This window comes from Pseudomonadota bacterium (assembly GCA_039818985.1).
In the GTDB taxonomy this organism is placed as follows: domain Bacteria; phylum Pseudomonadota; class Alphaproteobacteria; order Sphingomonadales; family Sphingomonadaceae; genus Alterisphingorhabdus.
The window spans coordinates 284,830-307,822 of record JBCBSU010000002.1; the positions used below are offsets into that span (position 1 = coordinate 284,830).

General features: G+C 57.0%; 23 protein-coding genes. 8 read left to right on the plus strand and 15 right to left on the minus strand.

Translation table 11 applies throughout. The features are described 5' to 3' along the window. Positions 1-7: 7 nt before the first annotated feature. Genes AAFX04_13040 through AAFX04_13050 form a run of 3 tightly spaced genes read left to right on the plus strand, consistent with a single transcriptional unit; the run spans position 8 to position 2,680 of the window. Positions 8-1,351, plus strand: a complete 1,344-nt coding sequence (locus AAFX04_13040; protein MEO1046361.1) for a M48 family metallopeptidase — start codon at positions 8-10, stop codon at positions 1,349-1,351. Beyond that, positions 1,348-2,193 carry an SDR family oxidoreductase gene (locus AAFX04_13045; GenBank protein ID MEO1046362.1) on the plus strand — a complete coding sequence of 282 codons (846 nt, stop codon included), beginning with the start codon at positions 1,348-1,350 and terminating at the stop codon, positions 2,191-2,193. Before AAFX04_13040 ends, AAFX04_13045 begins: the two co-directional genes overlap by 4 nt. Then, positions 2,168-2,680, plus strand: coding sequence for a hypothetical protein (locus AAFX04_13050; protein MEO1046363.1), 513 nt, complete (start codon positions 2,168-2,170; stop codon positions 2,678-2,680). The genes AAFX04_13045 and AAFX04_13050 overlap by 26 nt, the downstream gene beginning before the upstream one ends. Before the next feature lie 29 nt (positions 2,681-2,709). Here the strand turns inward: AAFX04_13050 and AAFX04_13055 are convergent, their stop codons facing one another. Both AAFX04_13055 and AAFX04_13060 read right to left on the minus strand, forming a co-directional pair. Further along, positions 2,710-3,663 (minus strand): DMT family transporter, encoded by a 954-nt coding sequence (locus AAFX04_13055; GenBank protein MEO1046364.1) that lies wholly within the window; start codon positions 3,661-3,663, stop codon positions 2,710-2,712. After that, a complete protein-coding gene (locus tag AAFX04_13060) occupies positions 3,660-4,691 on the minus strand; it encodes a beta-eliminating lyase-related protein (protein MEO1046365.1) in 1,032 nt (343 codons plus the stop codon). Before AAFX04_13060 ends, AAFX04_13055 begins: the two co-directional genes overlap by 4 nt. A gap of 124 nt (positions 4,692-4,815) precedes the next feature. Here AAFX04_13060 and AAFX04_13065 point away from each other — a divergent pair, with 124 nt between their 5' ends. Then, complete coding sequence (locus tag AAFX04_13065; GenBank protein ID MEO1046366.1) at positions 4,816-6,312, plus strand: amidase family protein; 1,497 nt, start codon at positions 4,816-4,818, stop codon at positions 6,310-6,312. Positions 6,313-6,341: 29 nt separating this feature from the next. On the opposite strand, the gene AAFX04_13070 is transcribed toward AAFX04_13065, so the two are convergent. From AAFX04_13070 to AAFX04_13090, 5 genes are all read right to left on the minus strand, one after another. Beyond that, positions 6,342-6,803: a heme-binding protein gene (locus AAFX04_13070; GenBank protein ID MEO1046367.1), complete on the minus strand. Its 462-nt coding sequence runs from the start codon at positions 6,801-6,803 to the stop codon at positions 6,342-6,344. 71 nt (positions 6,804-6,874) lie between these two features. After that, positions 6,875-8,656, minus strand: a complete 1,782-nt coding sequence (locus AAFX04_13075) for an ABC transporter ATP-binding protein (protein MEO1046368.1) — start codon at positions 8,654-8,656, stop codon at positions 6,875-6,877. A 4-nt stretch (positions 8,657-8,660) separates the two neighbouring features. Then, entirely contained in the window at positions 8,661-9,137 is a 477-nt protein-coding gene (locus tag AAFX04_13080) for a lasso peptide biosynthesis B2 protein (GenBank protein ID MEO1046369.1), read from the minus strand. Between the two features lie 95 nt (positions 9,138-9,232). After that, entirely contained in the window at positions 9,233-10,309 is a 1,077-nt protein-coding gene (locus AAFX04_13085) for a nucleotidyltransferase family protein (GenBank protein ID MEO1046370.1), read from the minus strand. Between the two features lie 55 nt (positions 10,310-10,364). Continuing rightward, on the minus strand, positions 10,365-11,177 hold the full coding sequence (locus AAFX04_13090) for a LuxR C-terminal-related transcriptional regulator (protein ID MEO1046371.1): 813 nt from the start codon (positions 11,175-11,177) through the stop codon (positions 10,365-10,367). Between the two features lie 252 nt (positions 11,178-11,429). Here AAFX04_13090 and AAFX04_13095 point away from each other — a divergent pair, with 252 nt between their 5' ends. Together AAFX04_13095 and AAFX04_13100 are read left to right on the plus strand one after the other, a co-directional pair. Then, on the plus strand, positions 11,430-11,795 hold the full coding sequence (locus AAFX04_13095) for a hypothetical protein (GenBank protein ID MEO1046372.1): 366 nt from the start codon (positions 11,430-11,432) through the stop codon (positions 11,793-11,795). Continuing rightward, positions 11,792-13,249 carry a relaxase/mobilization nuclease domain-containing protein gene (locus AAFX04_13100; protein MEO1046373.1) on the plus strand — a complete coding sequence of 486 codons (1,458 nt, stop codon included), beginning with the start codon at positions 11,792-11,794 and terminating at the stop codon, positions 13,247-13,249. Before AAFX04_13095 ends, AAFX04_13100 begins: the two co-directional genes overlap by 4 nt. Positions 13,250-13,270: 21 nt before the next feature. Here the strand turns inward: AAFX04_13100 and AAFX04_13105 are convergent, their stop codons facing one another. The 6 genes from AAFX04_13105 to AAFX04_13130 all read right to left on the minus strand — a co-directional run bounded on the left by AAFX04_13105 (position 13,271) and on the right by AAFX04_13130 (position 19,593). Further along, positions 13,271-13,474: a hypothetical protein gene (locus tag AAFX04_13105; GenBank protein ID MEO1046374.1), complete on the minus strand. Its 204-nt coding sequence runs from the start codon at positions 13,472-13,474 to the stop codon at positions 13,271-13,273. Positions 13,475-13,739: 265 nt separating this feature from the next. Further along, on the minus strand, positions 13,740-15,584 hold the full coding sequence (locus AAFX04_13110) for an AAA family ATPase (GenBank protein ID MEO1046375.1): 1,845 nt from the start codon (positions 15,582-15,584) through the stop codon (positions 13,740-13,742). After that, positions 15,581-16,081 (minus strand): ABC-three component system middle component 2, encoded by a 501-nt coding sequence (locus AAFX04_13115; protein ID MEO1046376.1) that lies wholly within the window; start codon positions 16,079-16,081, stop codon positions 15,581-15,583. Before AAFX04_13115 ends, AAFX04_13110 begins: the two co-directional genes overlap by 4 nt. Beyond that, positions 16,069-17,154, minus strand: coding sequence for an ABC-three component system protein (locus tag AAFX04_13120; GenBank protein ID MEO1046377.1), 1,086 nt, complete (start codon positions 17,152-17,154; stop codon positions 16,069-16,071). Before AAFX04_13120 ends, AAFX04_13115 begins: the two co-directional genes overlap by 13 nt. Next, positions 17,147-17,893 (minus strand): PaeR7I family type II restriction endonuclease, encoded by a 747-nt coding sequence (locus tag AAFX04_13125; protein MEO1046378.1) that lies wholly within the window; start codon positions 17,891-17,893, stop codon positions 17,147-17,149. The genes AAFX04_13120 and AAFX04_13125 overlap by 8 nt, the downstream gene beginning before the upstream one ends. After that, positions 17,893-19,593, minus strand: coding sequence for an Eco57I restriction-modification methylase domain-containing protein (locus AAFX04_13130; protein MEO1046379.1), 1,701 nt, complete (start codon positions 19,591-19,593; stop codon positions 17,893-17,895). Before AAFX04_13130 ends, AAFX04_13125 begins: the two co-directional genes overlap by 1 nt. A gap of 635 nt (positions 19,594-20,228) precedes the next feature. On the opposite strand from AAFX04_13130, the gene AAFX04_13135 reads away from it, so the two are divergent. Continuing rightward, positions 20,229-20,420 (plus strand): hypothetical protein, encoded by a 192-nt coding sequence (locus AAFX04_13135; GenBank protein ID MEO1046380.1) that lies wholly within the window; start codon positions 20,229-20,231, stop codon positions 20,418-20,420. Positions 20,421-20,770: 350 nt separating this feature from the next. Here AAFX04_13135 and AAFX04_13140 read toward each other — a convergent pair whose 3' ends face one another. Beyond that, positions 20,771-21,250 (minus strand): tyrosine-type recombinase/integrase, encoded by a 480-nt coding sequence (locus tag AAFX04_13140; GenBank protein MEO1046381.1) that lies wholly within the window; start codon positions 21,248-21,250, stop codon positions 20,771-20,773. 218 nt (positions 21,251-21,468) lie between these two features. Here AAFX04_13140 and AAFX04_13145 point away from each other — a divergent pair, with 218 nt between their 5' ends. Next, the gene (locus AAFX04_13145) at positions 21,469-21,717 is read left to right on the plus strand and encodes a hypothetical protein (GenBank protein MEO1046382.1); all 249 of its coding nucleotides are present in this window, start codon (positions 21,469-21,471) and stop codon (positions 21,715-21,717) included. Between the two features lie 437 nt (positions 21,718-22,154). Here the strand turns inward: AAFX04_13145 and AAFX04_13150 are convergent, their stop codons facing one another. Next, positions 22,155-22,877 (minus strand): hypothetical protein, encoded by a 723-nt coding sequence (locus AAFX04_13150; GenBank protein MEO1046383.1) that lies wholly within the window; start codon positions 22,875-22,877, stop codon positions 22,155-22,157. Positions 22,878-22,993: the final 116 nt, after the last annotated feature.

A 22,993-nucleotide genomic window follows, 5' to 3' on the forward strand; every position in this document is an offset into this window, starting at 1 on the left:
AATAGAGATGCCGCACCCCCTTCCCGCCAGATTGCTGTTGGCGCTGTGCCTGTTGCTGGCTGCTGGCTTTGCCCCGATTTCCGGAGCTCTGGCCCAGGAAGCAACCGCCCCGGCCTTTGATGTCGAACAGGCGAGCCGCGCCTATATCGACACGCTGCAGGGCGAGGCGCTGGAAAAATCCAACGCCTATTTCGAGGGCGGATACTGGCTGATCCTCTGGGGTGCGCTGGTCACAATGGCGATCGATTTCCTGTTGCTCGGTACCCGGATGACATCACGCTTCCGAAGCTGGGCCGAGCGTCGCACCAAGCGACACTGGCTGGTCACCTGGCTCACCACGCTGCCCTATCTGCTGGTGAGCTGGGTGCTGACCCTGCCCTGGACCATCTACACCGGCTATATCCGCGAAAAGCAATATGATCTGATGAGCCAGAGCTACGGCCAATGGTTTTCCGAACAGCTTATCGGCCTTGTCATCTCGCTGATCATTTTCCCGTTGCTGGTGGTGGCAATTTTTGCGCTGGTGCGCCGTGCGCCGAAAAGCTGGTGGATATGGGGCACGGGCGTGGTCGCCAGTTTTGCCTTTATCGGCCTGTTGCTGGCACCGGTGTTTATCGCACCGATGTTCAACGAATATAGCGATATGGCAGAGGGTCCATTGCGCGACCGGATCGTCGCCATGGCTGCCGAACATGATGTGCCCGCCGACAATATCTATGTCTTCGACCAGTCGACACAGAACAAGCGCATCTCGGCCAATGTTTCGGGTGTTGGCCCGACCATCCGCATCTCGCTCAACGACAATCTGCTCGAGCGCACCGATCCGGAGGAAGTGGCGGCGGTGATGGGGCATGAGCTCGGCCATTATGTCCTCGGTCATACATGGCGCTCGATCATCATCCTGACGCTGATCATGGCGGTGGGCCTGTTCTTTGTCGCCAGGGCCGGGCCATGGCTGATCGCGCGTTTCGGCCAGCGCTGGGGCGTGCACGACATGGCCGACCCGGCGGCGCTGCCGCTTTATGGCATATTGCTCAGTGTGTTTTTCCTGCTGGCAACGCCTGCGCTCAACACGCTGATCCGGGTCAATGAAAGCGACGCCGACCGTTTTGGCCTCGATACCGCGAAAGAGCCCGACGGCTTTGCCAAGGTGGCGATGCGACTGTCCGAATATCGCAAGATCGAACCCGGGCCGATTGAGGAATTCCTTTTCTTTGACCATCCCTCAGGCGCGACCCGGGTGCGCATGGCGATGCAGTGGAAAGCAGACAATGTCGACAATCCGCAAATGGTGGTCCCCGAAGGGTTGGGCGCGGCGAACGACGCCCCTGCACCGGAGCAGCCGGAATGACACAGGCTGAGCATCTGGCCGGCCATCTGTTCGTCTTCGGCATGGGCTATACCGCCGGGCATCTGGCGCAGCGGCTGCGCAGCGAGGGCTGGCAGGTCACCGGCACACGACGCAATGCGGCCGATGGCTGCATCGCCTTTGGCAATAGAGAGGCGGTGCTGGCGGCGCTGGCCGATGCGACGCATATCCTTTCCTCGGTGCCGCCTGATCGCGATAGCGGCGACGACCCGGTACTCGCAAATTATGGTGAGGCAATTGCCGGTGCCAATGGCTGGGCCGGCTATATTTCGGCCACCGGCGTCTATGGCGATGTCGAGGGCGCCTGGGTCGATGAAACCGCACCGGTTGGCTCGGGCCGCCGCACCGCCCGCGCGGCAGCCGATCTTGCCTGGCAGGCGCTGCGCGAGGATATGCACGTCTTCCGCCTGCCCGGCATTTACGGCCCCGGACGGAGCGTGCTCGACCGGCTGCGCTCGGGTCAGGCGCGCTCGATCGACAAGCCCGGACAGGTGTTCAGCCGCTGCCATGTCGACGATATTGTCAGCGGGATTGTTGCCGGGTTTTCGGGCCCACAGGGGGTGTATAATCTCGCTGATGACCTGCCTTGCGCCCAGCATCGGGTCACCGCCTATGGCGCACAGATGCTCGGCATGGAGCCGCCGCCACTACAAAGCATGGAAGAGGCCGGACTGTCGTCGATGGCGCGCAAATTCTACAGCGAGAACCGCCGGGTGGCGAACGGCAAGGCCAAACGCGTGCTGGGGTGGAGGCCGGAATACCCGACTTACAAACATGGGCTGCGCGCTATTTGCCGGGATGACGAAAGTGGAAAATATGAATGACGCAACCCGACAGCAGCTCATAATAGAAGAATATAAAAGTGTTCTGGAGCGCCATATTTTCATACGTAAGGATATAGCATATTTTGAGGCAATAAGTTTTGCAGCGATATTTGGCTATGCGTCATGGCTCTTGTCAGATGCGCCGACCAGGGAAGTTTACTCTATAGTACTGTACCTGGTTCCTGCCGCGATCGGGCTTTACTCCAAGAGAAGACTGGAATGGCGAATCAGAAACAACCGTATAATTGAGTCATATCTGCAAAAATTTGAACGATTTATCTATGCTCATGGCAATTTGGATGAGCTGAATGGATATGAAAATTTCTACAGTGATCAAAAAACAGATTTTAGTGAACAGGAACCAGGCTCTGGCCAAGCCAGCCCCAGACATAAAATATACGATGCAATCATATACTTATCTTTTCTGGCATTCATTATCAAACTTGCCGACTTTTTGATACCTTATGCGCACAGCATCATTGAGTGAAGCTGTATGTCCTGCATGGAGGCCAGTCATTATCTCGAGCGACGCGCCTGCATCGCGATGACCAGCCCGGCCAGCGCCAGCACGCCGCCCAAAATCGCCAATGCGGTCCATTGATAGCCTTCGAACAGCGTCGACAGCAGCATCGCGATCACCGGGACAATGGTGCTGCTATAGGCGGCGCGGCCTGGGCCGATGCGGCGGATCAGCCCGAAATAGAGCGGAAAAGTCACCACCGAGGCCGCCAGGGCGAGATAGGCGATCCCGGCCCAATAGCTCCAGCGCGTCTCGGCCACAGGCGCGCCCACCGTCACCAGCGCATAGCCGGCATTGATCACCGCACCCCACAGCATCGCCCAGGCCAGCATGGTGATGATCGGCCAGCGCTTGAGCGTCTCGGTGCCCTGCATGATATTGGCGACCGAAGCGCTGAGCACGCCGAGCATGGTAAAGCCGATGCCCAGCCACAGCGTGTCGAAAGACCGGTCCGCGACCTCGAATTCATGCGCGAACAGCGCCGCCACCCCGGCCATGGCGAGCAGCGAGCCGATGACGAAGAGCGGCGTGATCCGCTGTTTGAGAAAGATCGCCCCGAATAGTGCATTGGGGATGATCAGCAGCGCGAACATCACCGCGACCAGCCCCGAAGTCACATGAATCTCGGCGCGATAGACAAAGTTGAAATTGAAGCTGAACTGGAACAGGCCGAGCAGCAGCGCCCAGATTTGGCCCTCACGGCTCATTCCCAGCGGCAGGCCTCGCAGCCGCGCCAGTGCGAACATCGCCACCGCGGCGAGGATGAAACGATAGGTCACCGACCAGCTGGGCGGCACTACCGACAGCTGGTCGCGGATGACGATCCATGTGCCGCCCCAGATCAGCGATACTGTCATGAACGGGATCAGCACCGATGGCTGCCAGAAGCTGATCTCGCCGGTAATGTCGCGGATATTTTCCGGGGGTGTGTCCGCCGGTTTGCCGGTCACAGCGCGGCTATCGCATCGGCCAGCGGCTGCACCGCACCGGCATCCTGGCTCCAGCTGGTGACGAAACGTGCCTGGCCGCCAGCCTCGGGCGTCACCACGCCCCAGTCGTAGAAATCGAAACCCTGCGCCCGCAGAGCATCAGCCTCGCCGGGACCAAGTGTCAGGAACACCTCATTGGCCTCGACCGGATAAAGCAGCCGCTTGCCTGCTGCCTGCGCGATCAGCGCCGCCCCGGCATTGGCCGCACGGGCATTGGCGAGCCAAAGATCGTCTTCGAGCATCGCCAGCAGCTGCGCCGCCATATAGCGCCCCTTGGACATCAGATGCCCGGCGCGTTTCAGCCGGTAGCGCGTGTCTTTCGCCAGATCGCGGTCGAACAGGATGAGGGCCTCGGCGTTCATCCCGCCATTTTTGACGCAGCCAAAACTGAGCGCGTCGACCCCGGCACGCCAGCTCAGATCGGCGGGCGACGCGCCCCGCTTCTCATTCTGACTGGCAACCGCATTGGCGAAGCGCGCACCATCGCAATGGAAGCCGAGACCGCGCTCATCGCACAGCGCACCCAGCGCCGCCAGCTCCTCGGGCGAATAGGTCAGGCCATATTCGCTGCCATTGGTCACCGACAGTGCCGCCGCCTGCACCTGATGCACATCATCGCGGATCGCCGCCAGCGCATCGGTCACCGCGTTGGGTGCAACCTTGGCGCCTTCACCCTCGACCAGCATCAGCTTGGCACCATGGGTGTAGAAACCGGGTGCGCCGCATTCATCCTGTTCGATATGCGAAAGCCTGTGGCAGATCACCCCCTTGTGCGGCGGGCACAAAGCGGCGAGCGCCAGGCAATTGGCAGCGGTGCCGGTGGCAACCCAGATGGCAGTAACCTCGGTCTCGAAAACTTCCGAAAATGCCGCATCGAGCCGCTGGCTCAATGCGTCGCCATCATAGGGCGCATCGATAGCATCGGCATCGATAATCGCCTGCATCACCTGCGGGTGAACCGGCGCGGCATTGTCGGAGAAAAACTGCATGGCGAGCGCCGTAAAGTGCTGATAGCGCCATCGCAAGCACTAAGCGCACCCGATAGCGTTGGCGCTGTCGGTGGACATCCCGGCCCGATTGCCGCTAGGCCTGAAAGAAAAAGGAGAGGCAATAATGGACTTTACGAGACGGCAGATGGTGGCGGGCATGACATCCGGCCTGGCACTGGCCTCACTGGGCGGCTGCAAGAAGGCGGATATACCGGGCAGCAACACAGATCTGACAAAACTGGACGGCGTATCACAGGCCTCGCTTATCGCCGATGGCCATATGAGCGCTGAAGAGGCGGTTAGCGCAGCGCTGGAACGTATCGAAAAAGTCGATCCGGAGATCAACGCTTTCGTCGATGTGCGTGCGGAGCAGGCATTGGAAAAGGCCCGCAACCTGGCCTTCCCCGACCGGGCCTATTCCGGGCTCCCCTATGCGCTGAAGGATCTCAACGAATATCCCGGCATGAAGTTTGAGCGTGGTTCGGCCATGTTCAAGGGCGCAATGGGGGAGAAGAAAACGCCCTATACCGAGAAGATCGATGAAACCGGCGTGATTGTTCTCGGCAAAACCGCAACCCCCGAATTCGGACTGCTCGGCACGACCGAACCGCTCGCCTATAAACCATGCCGCAACCCATGGAATACCGGCCATAGCGCTGGCGGCTCCAGTGGTGGTGCAGCCGCCGCCGTAGCAGCGCGGATAATCCCCATGGCGCAGGCCAGCGATGGCGGCGGGTCGATCCGCAACCCGGCGAGCCAGTGCGGTCTGGTCGGCCTCAAGCCGTCACGCGGGCGTTTCCCGGATCAGGGGAATCCGGCGCGCGAGATCGATCTCAGTATCAAGCATTGCGTCAGCCTGTCGGTGCGCGACACCGCAATGATGCTGGCACTGACCGAGGCAGTGGACGGACCATTGCCTCCTGTCGGAGTGGTCAAGCCGGGCGCGACCGAGCCGAAGCGCATTGCCGTCACCATCAAAGACTCCACCGGTAACGCGCCCCACCCCGATGTCGCCAGGGCGGTGATGGAAGCTGCGGAGCAGCTGGAAGAACTGGGCCACCAAGTCGAAATGGTCGAAGCGGGTATCGGGATATCACAGGAAGTCATTGCTGACTTTACCGTTCTTTGGGGGCAGGCAGTTGTGCCGATTGTCGATGCGGCCGACCAGATGGCCGGTGGATCAGCGCGTGAGGCTGGCTTGCTGGAAGGATGGACGGTCGATCTTGCAGACCATTACAGGGCGCTGCCCGAGGGAGAGGCGATGCAGGCGATTGCGCGGCTCGAACGCGAAGCGGCAACGATACGCAGCTGGCTGGGCGCCTATGATGCATGGCTGACCCCATCGGCGGCCATGCCCGCGCCGGAACTGGGCTGGACCCGTGGCGACCTGCCCTTTGCGCAGAATTCCGACCGGTCCGGAAAGCTGGTCGGTCACTTTGCAATCCACAACCTCGCCGGCACGCCGAGCATCAGCCTGCCCTGGGGATTGAGCGACGGACTGCCCATTGGCGTGCTGCTCAGCAGCGCTGTCGGGAACGAAAAGACGCTGCTGGAGCTGAGCTACCAGATCGAGGAGGCCCGCCCATGGATCGACACCTTGCCGCCAATCATCGCCAGCTAGGCGCTGCAGTGCATCCGGGCTGAATCGCTTTAGCGTGCCCGTTCGGATTGCAGGCCGGCGGCGGCAATACCGGCTTTGGCACATGCCTCATCTGCAACAGGCGCGCCACCGGAAACACCGATGGCCCCCAGCAGATGGCGACCGTCTGCGCTGAAGATCGGCACCCCGCCGGCCACCGTCACCACATTCGGTGCATAGGCGAAGCCGGGCGTATTCTGCGCGCCGCGCTCCATACCCGATGTCGCAAAACCCCATAGGGCGCTGGCCTGCGCTTTTTCGGTCGCGAAGGCGGTGTTGCCAGGGCGTGCCCCCTGCATCCGCAGGGCTGTAACGATATGGCCACCGCTATCCACCACGATTATGGAAAAACGCTGCTGGTTCGCAGTGGCATCTGCAACACAGCCCTGCATAACCGCCTGAGCGCTGGCGGCATCAATGCCGCGCTCGGTCATCAATTGCGCAGAAGCTGCCGACGCGAATGCGCCTGTCATCAAAAGTGCACAGCAATAATGGAATAGCCGGTTCATAATTCCTCCATGGTCAAACACGAAAAGCCGTTGCTCTAAATGGTGTCGCATCGCAGCTTTACAGCACCTTCAGAAACCTCGAGATGCCGGTCAATCTCCGTCCCGCCAGGCCAGTTATGCGCCACCACCACAACCCCCCGCTTCTGTGCTTCCCCGCCCAGCGCTGCGACAATAGCAGCGGCGATGGCAGGATCGAGCGCCGACAGCCCTTCATCGACAATCAGCCAGGGCGCCGGGTCGAGCAACGCCCGGGCAAGGCAAAGCCGCTGGCGCTCACCGCCGGAAAGCCGGGTGCCGCCATCCCACAGGGGCTGATCAAGGCCATCGGGCAAGGCGCGGATGACCTCAGCCATGCGTACCTTGTCGAGCGCGGCCCATAACGCATCGTCATCGGGCACATGCCCCGCTTCATAATGCCGTTCGGGCCAGCACAGATTGTCGCGCACCGTACCCTGAAACAGGAACGGCTCCTGCGGCGCATAGGCGAAGTGTCTCTGCCATTGCGCCCGTGTTTCCGCCGTCAGGGGCAGCGTACCGAGGCTGATATGTCCGCGATCAGGCAGCAACAACCCGCTCAGCATATCCACCAGTGTCGACTTCCCGCCACCTGAAGGTCCGGTAACCAGAGTCAGACCATGCGGTGGCAAAGTCAGTTCCGATACCGCAACAATCGCACGACCATCGCCAGGATCGGCCAAAACCGATGCGTTGCTGACATTCAGTGTGGCATCAGTCGTAACCGGTGGCGCGGTGTCGATTGTCTCATCAGCCGCATCGGACACCGCCACCGATGCGCGCAACGCCATTGCGGCATCGAATGCGCCAAGTGAATGGGTGATCATCTGCAAGCCCGAAAGGCTGCCGGTCAGGCTGGGCATCAGCCGCAATATCACCGCACCGACCAGCAATATCTCGGCACCACTTAGCCCGAGCAGGCCATAGCCGGCGGCAAACAGTACCATCGCGCCGACACCACCCAGCAGCTCGACGCCGCGCCTGAGCTCGCCCTGCTGCCGGGTAAAGGCGATATGGTGGGTCCGCGCCTGCGTCACCGCCTGCTGAAAGCGGTGCAGCATATCGGCCTCGCCGCGCGCCACCTTGGCCGCTTTCAAACCGGCAAGAAAGCGCATGGTGATATCGGCAATGGCACGGCTGCTGCCGGTCAGCTTGCGGCCGAGATCGCGGCTGCTGCGCATCCGCAGCCGCGCGAACACCCCGCCGACCACCGCCAGTGCCACCAGGATCGCACCGATCACCGGATTGATTGCAAAACCGGCAATGATGAAGGCAGTAATCATGGCAAAGGTGATGGCAAGCTGGCTGCACTGGCGCAGCGCCATCCCGACCCGCGCGATATCGGTGGTCATCCCGTCCATCATATGCGCCCGCTCGGTGCGCCGCAGGTCGCGCCATTCGGCAAAGACCAGCGCCCGCATCAGCCCGACCCGCAAATGGTCGACATAGCCCTGCGACAGGGCCGTCAGCGTCAGGTCACGCTTCAGCAGCACCGCCGCACGCAACAGCAGCAACAGCAGAAACGCCCCGAACAGCCAGAAACTGCGACTGAGCAGGTCACCGGCACCGGCGGCAGCAAGCCAGTGATCGACCATCGCCGACAATCCGGTGCGGCTGTCACCCTCGATGAACAGCAATTCGGCGATCGGCAGGAGGAGGACCAGACCAAGGCCCTCAAACACCGCGCCCAGCGCCACCAGCAGCAGCGCCCGCCACAACCGCGCACCGGCAAAGGCACGCACCGAGGCAATAAGGCCGCCAAGCCCCTGTTGCGGACGAGTGATATGGCCGGGATCGCGCATCGTGTCAGCCGGAGGATGGCCGGGTAAACGGCCGGAAACGACTATATTCGGCGCGCCCGGTGACGATGTGCCCATCACAGACCAGCCAGGCATGCAGATCGTGCAGCTTGCCCGGTTCCTGATCCGGCTTTCGCGTTTTGTCGACACCGATAACGATCTGCGAGTCCCAGCCCTTGCGCGCCAGCCACCATTGTGCCGCCATCGCCTGGGGCAGGCAAACAGCATCGAACGGAACATGCCGTGCTGCCATGCGCACGATGCGACCGACACCGTGTATCTCTGGCGGTATCTCCGAACCGGGGGGCGCCGGAGCACCGTTCAGCGGATCACTGGTGGCAATGGTAATCCAGCCGCGCCACCAGCGGAACGGGACATAAAGGGTGAGAAACCGGGCAAGGCCAAGCATCAGCGTCACCAGCGGCAGCGTCGCCATTTGCGCCGCAGACAATTGCCTGAGTTTTTGAAGGCTCACACCGGACATGATCGGCCTTTCCCCTTTTCTGTTGACGGGCTTATCGCAGCCCATGCCGGAAAGATAGGGCGCTTGGCACTGCCGGCGGGCAACACATATTGGCGCTACAACACCATACGCGCAAACGCCGCGACAGGAACATAGGCCGTCAGAAAGGCCCGCATCCGCCATTCGGGATAGATATACCAGGCTGCAGTGGGGAACTCCGCCCGTTGCCAGGGCGGCGGCCGACCATCCTGAAGCTCTGACCCGCGCAAGGCCAGCCGGTAGCGCCGCAGCTGCGCCTGCGCTACCTTGCTCTCGCCCAGTAACGCAGCGACCCGTGCCGCGGCATCGGCAGCCAGCGATCCAGGGAACAGCTGCTCGGTAAGGGCCAGGCTGCTGATAATCGCATCGCGGCAGCGCCACGCCGCTGCATGGTCGAGCAGCGCATCAAGCCCGGTCCGGTCGAGCCGTCGCAGCAGCAGCGATATGTCAGCGACCAGTTTCAGCCGGTTCCACAGACTGAGCGCACCGTGCAGCAACAGATAAAGCTGCGGCCCGGGCTGGTAATGGTCGATAAATTCCCCCGGTGGCTGACCCGCCAGCACATGCTCGGTAAAGCCCATGGCTTCGATATAGAGCAGGCGGCGATGCACCTCGATGATCACGCCATGACGCGGTTCGGACAGCACCACATCCTTGGCCATGATCGCCGCGAGTCGGCTGCTGCGGTTGCCGAAGCGACGATGGGCCTTGGCGCGATAGCCTCGCTCCGTCAGCAGCGCGATAGCGGCGGCATAGTCCGACGGATCGATAACGATATCGATATCCTTGGCCTGACGATGTGCGGGTTCGGGGTAGAATTGCTCGCCCAGCCGCTGGCCCTTGACTCCCCAATAGCGGATGTGATGCGCATCGAGCAGCTCTGTAAGGCTGCGCCATACCGCCTGTTTCTGCAAATGACTGGTGATATGGTTCTTCCTGTCACCGGCCAGAGCCTGTGCCCCGCCATCACCACCGAACGCCTCGGGTCGCAACAGCGCCGCCACACGATGCGCCCGGCGTGCCTTGCGCAACAGGATCGCGCGCCGATCCGCATCCGACCAGCCATCGGTGACCAGCGTCTGCTGCGCATCATCGACCGGCAGGCCGAGCGAAGGGCGCATCAGTGTGGCAAGGATGGTCAGGTCGTCGGCCATGGCATGTGCACAGCACGGACAAGGTTGCGGCACAAGCCCCGCCGCGGCTGCGCAATCAGGTTCGCACTATGTCCATGCTGATCGCCTTGACGGCGGCGGATGTGCGATCATGCACCTTCAGCTTGGAAAAGGCGCGGCGCATATAGCTGTCTATGGAATTTTCCGAGATGCCGAGAATCATGCTGATCTCGCTGTTGGACTTGCCCGATGCGGCCCAGGCAACGATTTGCATCTCGCGACGCGACAGTGGTTTCTCGATCTCGAACAGGTCGGGCGTGATCTGGCACAATCGTAAATGCGCCATTTGCGCGAATATGTGCAATTCGTGTCCGATTTCCTCACGCAAAAGGTCTTCATGCAAGGGCTTGCCATAGGAGCCCAGCCCGACCCGGCCTTGTGGACCGAATAAGGGGAATATCCAGCCATCATCCATGCCCACTGCCAGTGCACCGCGCTGCAGCCGGTCGAAATCCGCTTTGTGGGTCGTCATATCCGCGACATCGGTCCAGCGAAACGGCTTGGGATTGGCAAGCGCGTTGGAGCTGGTCAAATGCCCTTCACCAATCAGCCCTTCCATTGCGAATCTCTGAAATTCGGCAGCGCTCATGCCACGAAAACGGATAATCGTGTCGGGATCTGTCGGCTTTCTGTGCGGCGGCGGGCATGCATAGATGACAGCCTGGAAACCCAGCATCTTCCCCATTTTGAGGCAATAGGCCCATAACCGCGCGGGGCAGGAGATGGAACCTAGCTTCAGAATATGGTCGATGGTTATCAAAACTGTTACTCCTTGAGACAGCAATTTATATTCTTTGCTACAGGCTGCCCTGCCACGGACTTGCGCCGCAAGACTTATTGTCCGGCCCACGCCTTTCAAAACCCCTCAGAGCTGAAGTGAATCTGGACTTAAAATGGCTGTTGTCCGCAATATCCTGGCCGCCGGCAAAACGCAGCTGTGCCGCTACAGACACCGTCTCGTCTGCAGAAAATGTCGGTGCCTGTAAGGACTAGAGGAAAATGGTGCTGCTGACGGGACCGATCTAGAACATATTTTCAATGAACTGAGCGACTGGAACGACCAGCTCAAAGAGTTTGAAGCTGAGCTTGGGGAGCTCGGCTTATGACTCAGCAAACCAAACCCTTCTCGATCCGCTTGAGCTTTGAGGAACGCGCGCAGCTTGAACGCGCTGCCGGGAGCCGCCCTCTGGGCGAATATGTCCGCCTCAAACTGTTTGGGGCCGATGGCGCCCGCTCTTCCCGCTCTTACCGTCCTAAAGCCAGCCAGAAGGAACTGGCGCAGATATTGGCACGATTGGGGTTATCCGAGCTTGGCCCTTCGCTGCGTGAACTGGCCAGCGCTGCACGGCTAGGCGCATTGCCGGAAAGCCCTGAGACGGTGGAAGCGATTGAACGTGCTTGCGGCTCTGTCGAAGCGCTGCGGGCTGATCTGGTCCGCGCTCTCGGCTTACGCTCCGGGTCATCATGATTCTGGTCGGCAACTCTCGCGGTGGTGCGCGCGATCTGGCGCAGCACTTACAAAAAGATGAGAATGATCATGTGACCGTGCATCAACTGCGCGGCTTTGCTTCGGATAATCTGGATGGGGCGTTTCAGGAAGCATACGCTGTCTCTCGCGGTACCAAGTGCAAACAGTTTCTGTTTTCCTTGTCGCTTAACCCGCCTGCGGACGCGCAAGTGACTAGCGAGCAATTTGAGTCGGCGATTGACCGGGCAGAAGGTGAGTTGGGCTTAGGTGGTCAGCCGCGCGCTATCGTCTTTCATGAAAAGGAAGGCAGACGCCATGCTCATGCGGTGTGGTCGCGCATTGATGCCGAGACCATGACAGCCAAGCAAATGTCCTTTCACAAGAACAAACTGCAAGATGTCAGTAGAGAGCTTTACAATGAACATGGCTGGACCATGCCAGAAGGTCTGGCAGACAGAACCAAGTCTGACCCGCGTAACTTCACCCTAGAACAATGGCAACAAGCCAAGCGGCATGACAAAGACCCGCAACAGATCATAGATGCGTTCCGCGATGCCTGGGCGATCTCAGATAGCAAGGCGGCATTCGATCATGCTCTGAAAGAGCGCGGCTATTGGCTCGCCCGAGGTGACAAGCGCGGCTTTGTCGCGCTTGATCATAATGGTGAGATTTACTCCATTCCAAAACAGGTCAAGGTCAAGACCAAGGCGGTACGGGATAAGCTGGGTCATGAAGATGATCTTCCCTCGCTCACACGAGCGAAAGAAAGCATGGCGAAGGATATGAGCGCAATGCTCTCGCGCCTACAAGATGAACAGTACGAGAAGGCCGCAGCGCTAAAAGCAGAGCATAACAGCCAAAAGCAAGCGCTGGTCGATCAGCAACGCAGCGAACGGGCCGCGCAAGACAGGCTAAGGCTCGAACGGCAACACCAAGAACAGGCCGAGCGACAAGCGCGTTTTCGCAAAGGTCTGGCTGGCCTTTGGGATCGCCTGCGCGGTGAGCATAAGCGCCTCACTGAACAAAACAGGTTGGAAGCACTTGCTAGTCAGCAACGCGACAAAGTACAGCGCGATGCACTGGTGTTTAACCAACTGACCGAACGGCGCGAGCTGAATGAAAAGGCCAAGGCGCGCTATCAGGACATACAGGCACAGAAACAGGAATTGCAGCAAGATCAAAAGCGCCTTGCCGAGATTGCGCAGCAGCGCGAAGAAATCAGCAGGAAAAAACGCAGGCAAAAGGTGCCAAGGCAGGAACCGGCACGCGCCCCGCCGGAGCGCACAAGGCCAAAACCGCAAGAGCCGCGCGCTGCGTTCAATACAGAGGCCGCTAAGCCTTCACCTGCGGACGACAAAGCCGCCAAGCGGCAAGCCTTTATCGCACAACGGCAAAGGCAGGCCAAAGAGGCACAAGAGCGAAGGCAATCACGCGGGCCGGAGTTGGAGCGGTAAATCACTGCTCCACTCTATGCTTTAGCTGGTCTTTGGTTCACGCAGCACAACGCGCCCATCTATAGGCATAGTGTCGAGCATAAGAGTTAGCCCTTTGCCGTCCCTGTGGTCCCAAGCCGCGCCTACGCGATGCCAATAGCTGTTCTCGCCACGCTTTGAGACGTGCCATGCAATCAATGCGGGTTCTTTTGGTTCAATCATGCTGGTTTGCTGGTTCATCGCCATTGTTCAATTTCCTTTGGTTATGGGTTGCTCATGCAACCCTGCCCATTGGCGAAATCGGGGTGTGCAAACGGAATGGAAAATCGACGGCGGGCGCACGAAGCAAAGCGCAGGAGCCTCGGGAGACCGTCTATTTTGTGTGAAGTGCGCTGAGGGGCTGGTCCCTAAGTGCGCAAGGGATTGAAGCCGAATGGCCGAGACGCCGCAGGTGGCTCGGTTTACGAAAGCCCGGCCCGAAGGGTACGCCCAACAATTCCTTCGAATTTTACTAAAGAAACAGTCCTTCGCGGCCTTGGCCATCGTTACCGCTGAACATCGTAACCTGCGGTCGCTTTTGAAAGTCGTTTGGCGGATCGGTGTTTTCGACGATGATGAATTGGCGATCAGCTCCAGCGTCACTGAGGAAGTCATAGAAGTGGCGGTTTAGGTCGGTCGAGCGAAGGTCGTCATCATCCCCCTCGGGTTCTCGGTAGGAGAGTAATGGAGAATCCAGCACAATGAACCCAGGGTGCGGCATATCGTTTCTGAAGCAGTATTCCTGCAGGCTAACCGTGAATGCAGCCTGAGTGATTGCCCGCAGTCCTTTCCCGAATGATGTCCGTGCTTTGCCATCAATGACAAGATCTTTGGCCTTTAGATCGAAGTGAACCCGGGTCACATTCGGGAAATGCCAAGCTTTCAGGATGCGCAAAGTTTCAGTCGCAAACGCGTCAACCGTGCTCGTCGATAGATCAACATCCTTTGGATCGCTAGCTGCGTCCTGTTCGCCCAAAGCAAGAAGATCATCTCTCCGCTTTTCAAGGTCTGTGAGATTGCGATGCACGGCCAAGGCCTCGCGCACCTCCCCGCTTTTATCAGCGAGGTCACGGTAGGTTTTTCGCATTTTACGAAGATTTGGGGCAACCACCTTCTCAATTTCCGCAGACAAGCCCGATAGGCGCTGCTCAAGTTTCGGCAATCTGTTTTCAAAGGCGGCGGCCTCTTGGCGCAACGAGGAGATGGTTGTCTGCAACTCACCCTGCTTGAGCTTGATTTTGCCGATCTCGGAGTTCGCCGCTGCAATTACCCGGTCAACATCACCATCACAGTCGCGATCGTGCCGATGATGCTCTGCTGCTGCACCGCACAGTGGACAATCGACCTCCCCAAGTGCTGCAAAGAGGCTCCCAGCTTCCGCAATAGCCTCAAGACGATTCGTATCGGAGCGGTAGTGCGCCGTTAGAAGTGTGAACCGCTCAAGCAGCGCCGTCACTTCAGTTAGTCGGTTGCGAGCCTCCTCAATCTGCTTGGCCACTTTACGACGCTTGCCAGACGCTTCCCGAAATTCCTTCTCGGAGATAGCGAGCTGTTCGCCACGCGAATGCATTCCCTCTTCTAGGCGCTCTAGCTGCTCGCTCAGCTCTTTAGGAGGTCCGGCGAGCGCTTTCACCTCTTGCTGGGAGGCCTTAATGAGCTGATTGAGAAGGTCGATCTGGGCTTGGCGGTTCTGATTCTCGGCACTTTTGGCCTTGTCTGGCACCAAGGAGGAGTCGTCCACTCCGGTCAGCAACAGCTTGAAGGCGGAGGTGTTGGCCGTGTCGCTTACATAGCCGCCATCGGCCAGCGGTGAGCGTTGCTGAATGATTTCTTCTTCGTTTATGACGATCAACCGCGCGATATTTCTGAAACTAAGGCTCTGTGTTTCGCCTTTTTGATTTTTCTTTATGCGCTGTTTTTGAAGGTCAATGAGGCCAAGCAGGAATGCCGAAAGGTTATCGTCCTTCCGTTCATTATGTTGTTCGGCAAGGGTCTCGCCGTCACTGTCTGGGAGTGCGGTCGTGTGAATTCCTGCGAAGCGCTTGAAAGGACCGCCTGCGACGTCGCGCACGAGAGTAAAAGCTTCACCATCGGAGGTCTCAAACGCTAGGAGCGCGTGCTTATAGCCCACCCGCTCAGGCACATCGCGCAGCGGCCCTTTGCCGCCCAGCATGAAGTCGATAGTCTCAACAATGAAAGATTTACCAGTGTTTGAAGCGCCGTATATGACGTTCAAACCGGGGCCAAATTCGATGACTGAAGGCTCGCGATGCGGCCCGAAATATCCCAGTGCTCTGAGTTGAAGCCTGTCGGTCATTGCTGACCTCCAAGACTTCGTTCGACGTCCTGGAATTCAACAACCCATTGGTCGAAAAAACGGCGCATTAGTGCATCAAACGCATTATCGTCGTAGTGCGCAAAATGCTCGGCCAGCCACACTGACCGTTCCTTTAGAGCTTTCAGATAAGGCGAGGTGAGCGCATCCAGAAACATGGCAGCGGTTTCGCCTGCCCGATATCTTAAGCCAGAGTCAGTAGGCAGTCTCTCTATAAGGTTGCGGGTCATCATCAGATGGACAGCGTCCTGAACGATACGGCGGCGAACATCCGTTGCGGGAGTCTTTATGGGCGCTTCGGGATGAAGGTCGGCAGGGCCACCGAGCAATTCGGTGTGTACCAATAGGTAGTCGAGCGCGGTGAGGCGCTGGATATCGAAATCTCTTGGAAAAGCGGCGCCCAGTACGGCCACGGCACGAATGCCGGCTTCGAGTGTGCCGTTAAAAGTGAGACCTCCTTGTGCCATCATTTCGTCCATTTGAGGCGGTCCTCATTGGCAAGTTGATGACAAATCCCATGGCGGTCTTTTACAAGCGCACTCTGGCCTAGCGGATGTGCATCCAGTGATATAGATTGTGCAGTCATGGTTGCGGACTTGACCCTGGCGAGACCGTCTGGGTGATCGGCGTCAACGGTATCGACGATCCCGTCATAGACTTCCTGTTGCAGCCCTTCATAGGTTCCAGGCTCCACCTTATCTCGCACAAAAATCCGCAGCGACTCGGCATGGTAGAAGCTCTCACGCTGACGTTTGAAATGTTCCTTCAAAGGCTTCCACTGGTTCAAGGCGGCCACATCTGCGCACTCTTTCTTGGTGTGGTCGGCATACGCTGCGAGCAAGTGCCCTACATACTTACTCTCATGAGCCTTGATTGCCGTGGGCGGAGCCGTAGGAACGGGCCTCGCAGGTAAAGCGCCCCCAAAGCGCGGGATGAAATATGGCGTTTGGCGATGTCCCTCAATGAGTTCGCGCGGTGTAATTGACTTGAAGATTGAGAAGTCGAAGGTTTCAACATATTCTGCAAATTCGCCAGTCAGAGCGATGGTTTGTTTTGACGTGATCTTGTCTGCGACATTCTTATCCCACACCTCCAAGAGTTGGGTTTTCAGATTGGCCGTGTTTGCAAGGAGCTGCGCCAACGTAGTGCCTACGCCCTTGGGTGCCACAAAATAGTAGGCGCGCGGCGGGACATAATGTCCTTGAAAGGAATGCCAAAGAATTTTGCCGATCTCTGGCCAGGCGGTTCCGGGGGTAAGCGGGGCAGCATAGTGCTTGCACTGGTAGTTATCCCAGGCACCTGCGAGCATCGACTCATCAGTAAAGGCCGCAATGTCGATTCCCCGATCATTCGCGCCTGAAAAGCGCATCACCTTGGCATAGTCCGGCTTTAAAACAGCCGAGACCCACTCGTCGATGAACTCTTCCCAGTCATCAGCGCTATATAGAAATAGCCGTTTATAGGGTTCAATCGGCGGGCCAGCCTGTAACTGAGCTGGAGAGCTCAACGACGCGGTGGCTGGAGGGGCGTCAATTTCGGTGAAGTCATCCATCGCCGCCCCTTGCGGCCTCGGCTGCAATATGAGCTGCGAAAGCTGTCACAAACGTCTTGAGGCTGGTTAGCTCGGACAGATTTTGAAATTCTCCCGTCGTCGAAGCTGCGCGCGGTGAGGCAATAGTGGATGCGGCTGAATAGAGCTGTTCTTGGACCAGCCGTTGGCAAAGAACATCGTAGCGCTTGAGATAAGATGCTCCGCGAAACTCTGGGAACACATCGAAGTGCGGCGAGCGGTCCTTAACAGGCTTGCGAGATCCTGCGGCATCCTCGACCATCATGAGCCAACCCGTAAATGGGCGGGGTTGGTCGCCGAGCGCACCTTCACGAAAGGCCACACTGAAATCGTGCGCCGTGCCAATTGCTTCTTCGGTTCGATTATTAAAATTATTGCCAAATGAAGGACCAACTTGGCTTTTCAACTCTATGGCCGCAACCAACCGACCATCGTTAATCACGAGCAAATCCCAAAGCTTGGTCGGCCGAAAATAGCCGGGAAGGGTAAGCAACCCTTTGTTCTGACAAATGTCGGCATGACCCAGCCCATTGGCTTCAACGAGGTTGATAATCAGAGCAACGAAACCGTCCATGTTTTTGCCAGCGGTTACGCTCGCACGTTCACCCTGATCGGTGTTGCCAGCTTCTATCTGTGCCTGTCTAGCCATTTCGCGATTGCCCCAAAAGGCCATCACCGCTTCGCGTGCTGTTTTCTCATAGCTAGCTAGATCAAGCCCCATTACTCTCCCTTACTTTCTAAAGCCGCACGTTCACCATTCGACATAGCGTAAAGCTCAAATACACACTGGTTGCAAATTTCTGTGTCTTTAGCGCGCGCTGCATCCACAAGTCTTTTTTGTAGAGTAATCGGAATGCTTTTCCATTTGGGTAGCCGAATACGACGAAGATATTGAGCCTGAAAGCGCAAATACCCGCCGCGCATCTGTGTTGAGTATGCCGCGACGAACAGCTTTGCGATTCCAGAAACCAGCACCGCTTGCAAGGCCTGTATGTCCCACTCGTCAGAAACGATGTAGTAAAGGTTATGGTGCGGATAGAGCCGACCGTCCTCATAGACGATATGCGCCTCTCCTTTGATATCAGGAATAAGAAGCTTGGGTCTTTGCGCCAATTCCGGATAGATTCGATCAATGGTACGATACCATCGGGCTGGAGATTTGCGTGCTACATGCCGTCCTGCGATCTGGTCCTTGCGCGCCTCAAGATAGGCGGCAAGCCTAGGATATGCAGATAAATCGACGAGCTTTCCATCATCGTCAAAGGGATTGACGACGCCGTAGCCGCGCCAATCGACATAACCACTGTCTATGTCACGAGTAAGCACTAGTGGGAGCTTACGGCTTTCCTCGACATCAAGTTGATCGAACTTGCCGATAAACGCCTTGTCGGCACCAGTCGCAACGCCGATACCAACCCTGCATCCCACTTCTTCAAGCGTAGAGTATTCGGACTCGAGTCTGCGTAGCAGAGATAATTGGTCGGATGCTTCGAGTATCCATGGTTCTGAACCACTGGCGATGCCGCGTGCTGTCTTCACAGATACGGAAGGTGCGTCGCTCAGCAACTCATTGGCAAGGAGGTCCAGAGCTTTCTTGGAAATCCTTGGTCTATGAGCGATCTTGGTTTCGCCCGAAGTCTCCCTGCCTATGACAGTGATCGCGGGATAGGCCACTACCTCATCATGAAAGGCGTCAGTGCCCACCATGTCAACATAAGTCTCTAGGTGATAGTGTTCGGCGACAAACTCGCGAAGCTTGCGGCCATATCGGTTCTTCATCCATCGGTCCGAGCAGATGAAACAAAGCTTCCCGTTACCACTCAAGAGGCGCAATGAACGCTCGATAAAGGGGACATAGATGTCAGCGCGATCGAAGATTGTATCGAAGCGCTTTCGATATTCGGCGATCAGAACGGCAGGTATCATTTCCTGTCGGACATAAGGCGGATTACCGACAACGAAATCAAACTGGCCATCGACTGACGACAGCAAGAAATCACCTTGGTGCAACCAATTCTCAGTGAGCTTCACCGCAAATGATCTCGTGAAGCCTGCTTCAATAAGCTCAGCAATCACGTTCTGTCGAAGCCCTTCGCATGACGAGGCGTGTAACTCGACGGCATGAATTGCAGAAAAAAGCGCTTCGGGTTCCGCATCTGAATTTCTCCAAGCTTCTATCAGGCGAGCAATGGCAGGCAACAAGAAGTCTCCCTGGCCAAAAGATGGTTCAAGCAGACGCATTTGATGAAGAGGGCGGTCAGTTGTGTATCCGACAAGATCGAGAATAAACTCAACAACCTCTGAACGCGTGAAGATTGCTCCACGCTTTTCCGTTCCCGCATCAGAAAGGGCTGCAACCGCCTCCGAAATGGGGCACAGCTCTGGAAAGGATGGCTCAGCAATGTCAGCAACAAGGTTCATATTAGGGACTTCGTGCCTTTGGTCGGCCCTGCCGAACAGAATTTATGGTACATACCAGCCTAAGCTCGGCCAGAACAGAAGTAGATCACAGCGCCCAATATTGTGTCAACTTGCTCACACCGACAATGCAGAGATTTAGGCACAGATTGGTCCACACCCGCTCGTGTAATTGCAGGAATGTTCATGAAATACTGGGCCAGAGGGGTGCAGCGGGAGACAGCATGTCTCCCCTGCCGAACGCAGTGAGCCAAGATGCGCTGTATTACAGCGCACATCTTGCACACAGTGACTAATGCCAAAACGGCTCACTCTTTAGAAATTGTCTATTATGGGCCTGTATGCCTGCTCATTTTTTAAAGATGCAGTGATCTGCGTAGCTGAACATAGCAGCAGAGAGTAAATTAAAAATTAAGAAAAATTGGATATCATTATGCAAGGAAAACATTTGTCAGCGTTGCTAAAGATTGCAAGGTGGTGTAATAGGAGAACATTCGTTAGCGAAATGTAACACCACTCAGAAAAGCCGCAGATTAAGCAAAGGCTGACTGCCGCATTTTCAATGTAACAATTCACACCATGGCATTTGTCTTGTTGTGCAAATTATCATTGAAGGCGGGAATTCAGGAGTCATTGCAATGTCTGAGGATCAAACCCAAGCGCAATTTTATCAAGTTTTTTTAAAAATTGAAAATAAGCGTGAAAATACCAAGCGCCTTCAATCTACTTTAAGGTGGCTGTCTCCTGTGTTGGCACTTATAGTTATATCACTGACTCGGACTGACCAAGAAGTAGCAAGGGTTATATTCAATATACCGCCTACTTTTTGACGGCTGAACCACCCGCTAACCTAAGCATTTCTCATTCAAATCCTTGATAATCATCATTATTTATACTCGATTTATATAGCTTAATTACGGTATACAAATCCGTTGAATTCATAGCCCTGATATTCAAATACAACTCTATAAATATCACTCCAAATTATTTATTCCGCCTATATTCTTGTTTTCCGGCTACCTCAAACACCTTGACCTTTTTTTGGCGGCTTGATTTTGACTCACGCGACGAGCTTCATCTGGCTAACTTCTGCTTCCCACATACGCTTGGCAAAGAGGCGTTCTTCATTCCCAACCGCGTTGAGATAGATTGCCGTGGTTGCGGGTGAGGCATGGCCCATCTAGCGCTGGATAAGGTTTGGTGGCACGGACCGGGTGGCAGCCCAGATGCCAAAGCCATGCCGTAAGCCTTTGCAAGTTGCCATCGGCCCCGTGATGTTTGCGGCGCGCATGACGCGCTTGATCCAGCGCCATGCTGTGCTCCGGTGAATAGTCCATAGGTTGGCTTCGCCGGATGCTTTGACAGCCAAGAGCATCTCGGTGATGGCTCTTGGCACCGGGACGCAGCGAAACACCAGCTTGCGGCGCTTCAATGTCTGGAAAGTAATCACCCGGCGCTCCGGGTCGATATGAAAGCGCTTGAGGGATAAAGCTTCCGACACGCGGCAACCCGTATAGGCGAGCAGATAGCACAGCGCTTTGATCTTCGGCGGCTCATGGTTGGCTGCCTCTAGGAAGCGCGCTCTCTCGTCTTCCGAGACATATTTGCGCCGCCCCGCTTCATCAAAAATCTGCCAGTCTATGGACTGTTGATAGGCCATCTTTCTTCTCCGATTTAACGCGCAACACTCTGCACAAGTCTGTTGCGACGAGTTGAGTGAGAAAGTCAGCAATCGCGCCACTTCTGCCGATTGCCTCATTTATAGGAAATCAGCCGCACACCAGTTAAGTCAATGAAATCTATAGAAAGCCCTGCAACATTTTTGTGCATAAGGTTGCATTTTGTCATGCCGGACCCTGATCGAACAGGGAGAATCGCATGGCAAAACATGACGTGAATGTCGGGGTTAAGCGGACCGTCGCAGGGGCGGCCTTTATCTTTAGCGCGCTGGCTGTTGGTATCATTGACGCCCGCTTTGGGATAACCGACATACCGCTTATTACCGGGATCGTTGGCGGGATTATCGGCTGGGGCATTGCGCATAGCGCGCCCGGTGCAGGCGGCGGCATTGTTGCCTTATCAGGGCTTGCACTGGCCCTCATAATCTTTGCAGGGCCACCGAGCTAATGCGCGGGCACGTCATAGCGTGGGCAATGGCTGGTCTGGCTGTTATCGTATCGGAAAGCGAACCAGCAAAGGCGCAAGACCAGCCTTCACAAACACAATCCGTTCAGTTTTTGGAGGATGCTGACAGCGCGGCCAACCAATGGGTTCAGCAAAATCCTAGAGGTATAGCGGTAGCAATTAGGCTCGGTGCGGGCACGCCTGTGCCCGTTGCGCGGATAGAATCGACTCTTCGCTCTGACTTTCGGGCTCATGGTATCCATCTTGTGCGGTTCTTTTACGAGCGTGGAGGCGATGGAGGTTCTTCGGTAGCATACCAAACGCGCAACCATGCATGGGGTCCGTTTGGTCTTGCGGTATCGCGCGATAAAGTCGCGGAAGCCGCTGCGCAGCATCTGTTTGAGCTGCGTCGCGGGTTAAATTAGCGCTCAAAGGTTTTATCAAACACCAAAGTTTGCCGCTTCTGATGAAGTCGTTGAGGTTGCCTCTATGTGGCGATTATCAACCGCCTGTTTTGCATGATCGTCGACAACACGGCGCGCGTTATCGTAAGTTGAGCTAGCTGCAAAATCTCGGTCTAATGCATCGCGTTCTGTATCCGAGAGTGCCGGATCATTGCGTCGTTCCAGATGCGCATCAACCTCACGCTTCCGGTATTGCGCTTGCGCCCATTCGGCATAGCGGGCGGTGTCCGGGTCATCGGCATATTCGGCCCTGATCTGGCCGTTCTCGTCGATCATGGTGGCAATCAACACGGTCTCTAAGCGCTCGCGATAATCGGCCATGGTCTCGTCCTCGCGGCGCTGCGGAATGTCATCCGGGTCCATGACCTTATTGGCGATCTGCTCGCGCCAGGCATCACCCATTTCTGCCTCGAATGCGTCTTCTAGTGCTGCAATCTGACGGTCGAGCTGCGCCGATAGACGGCAGGCTTGATCGGCTATACTTAGCTGTGTTTGTTGCTGATCACTTTGGCGTTTCCTACTGTCCGCGCTACGGCTCTCGGTGGCGGATCGTTGCGAACCAGCCAGAATAATGGATGTGCCTTTATCATCGGCAGTGTAGGCCGCCAGCGCCTGCGAGCGTAGCTCGTGCTCGTTTGCGCTCAGCGTGAAGTCACTTTTCAGATTTAACGGTGTTGTGTCCTTGCCATCACCCGGCATCACTCCCTCATATGGCCGCGCCTTATGGGCGTCTGACCACCATAATTATCTCATATTCATGGTAAAAATTCTGTTAACACTGCGGAGAAAAGCGATGGCCCAGCCAAAGCTAGGCC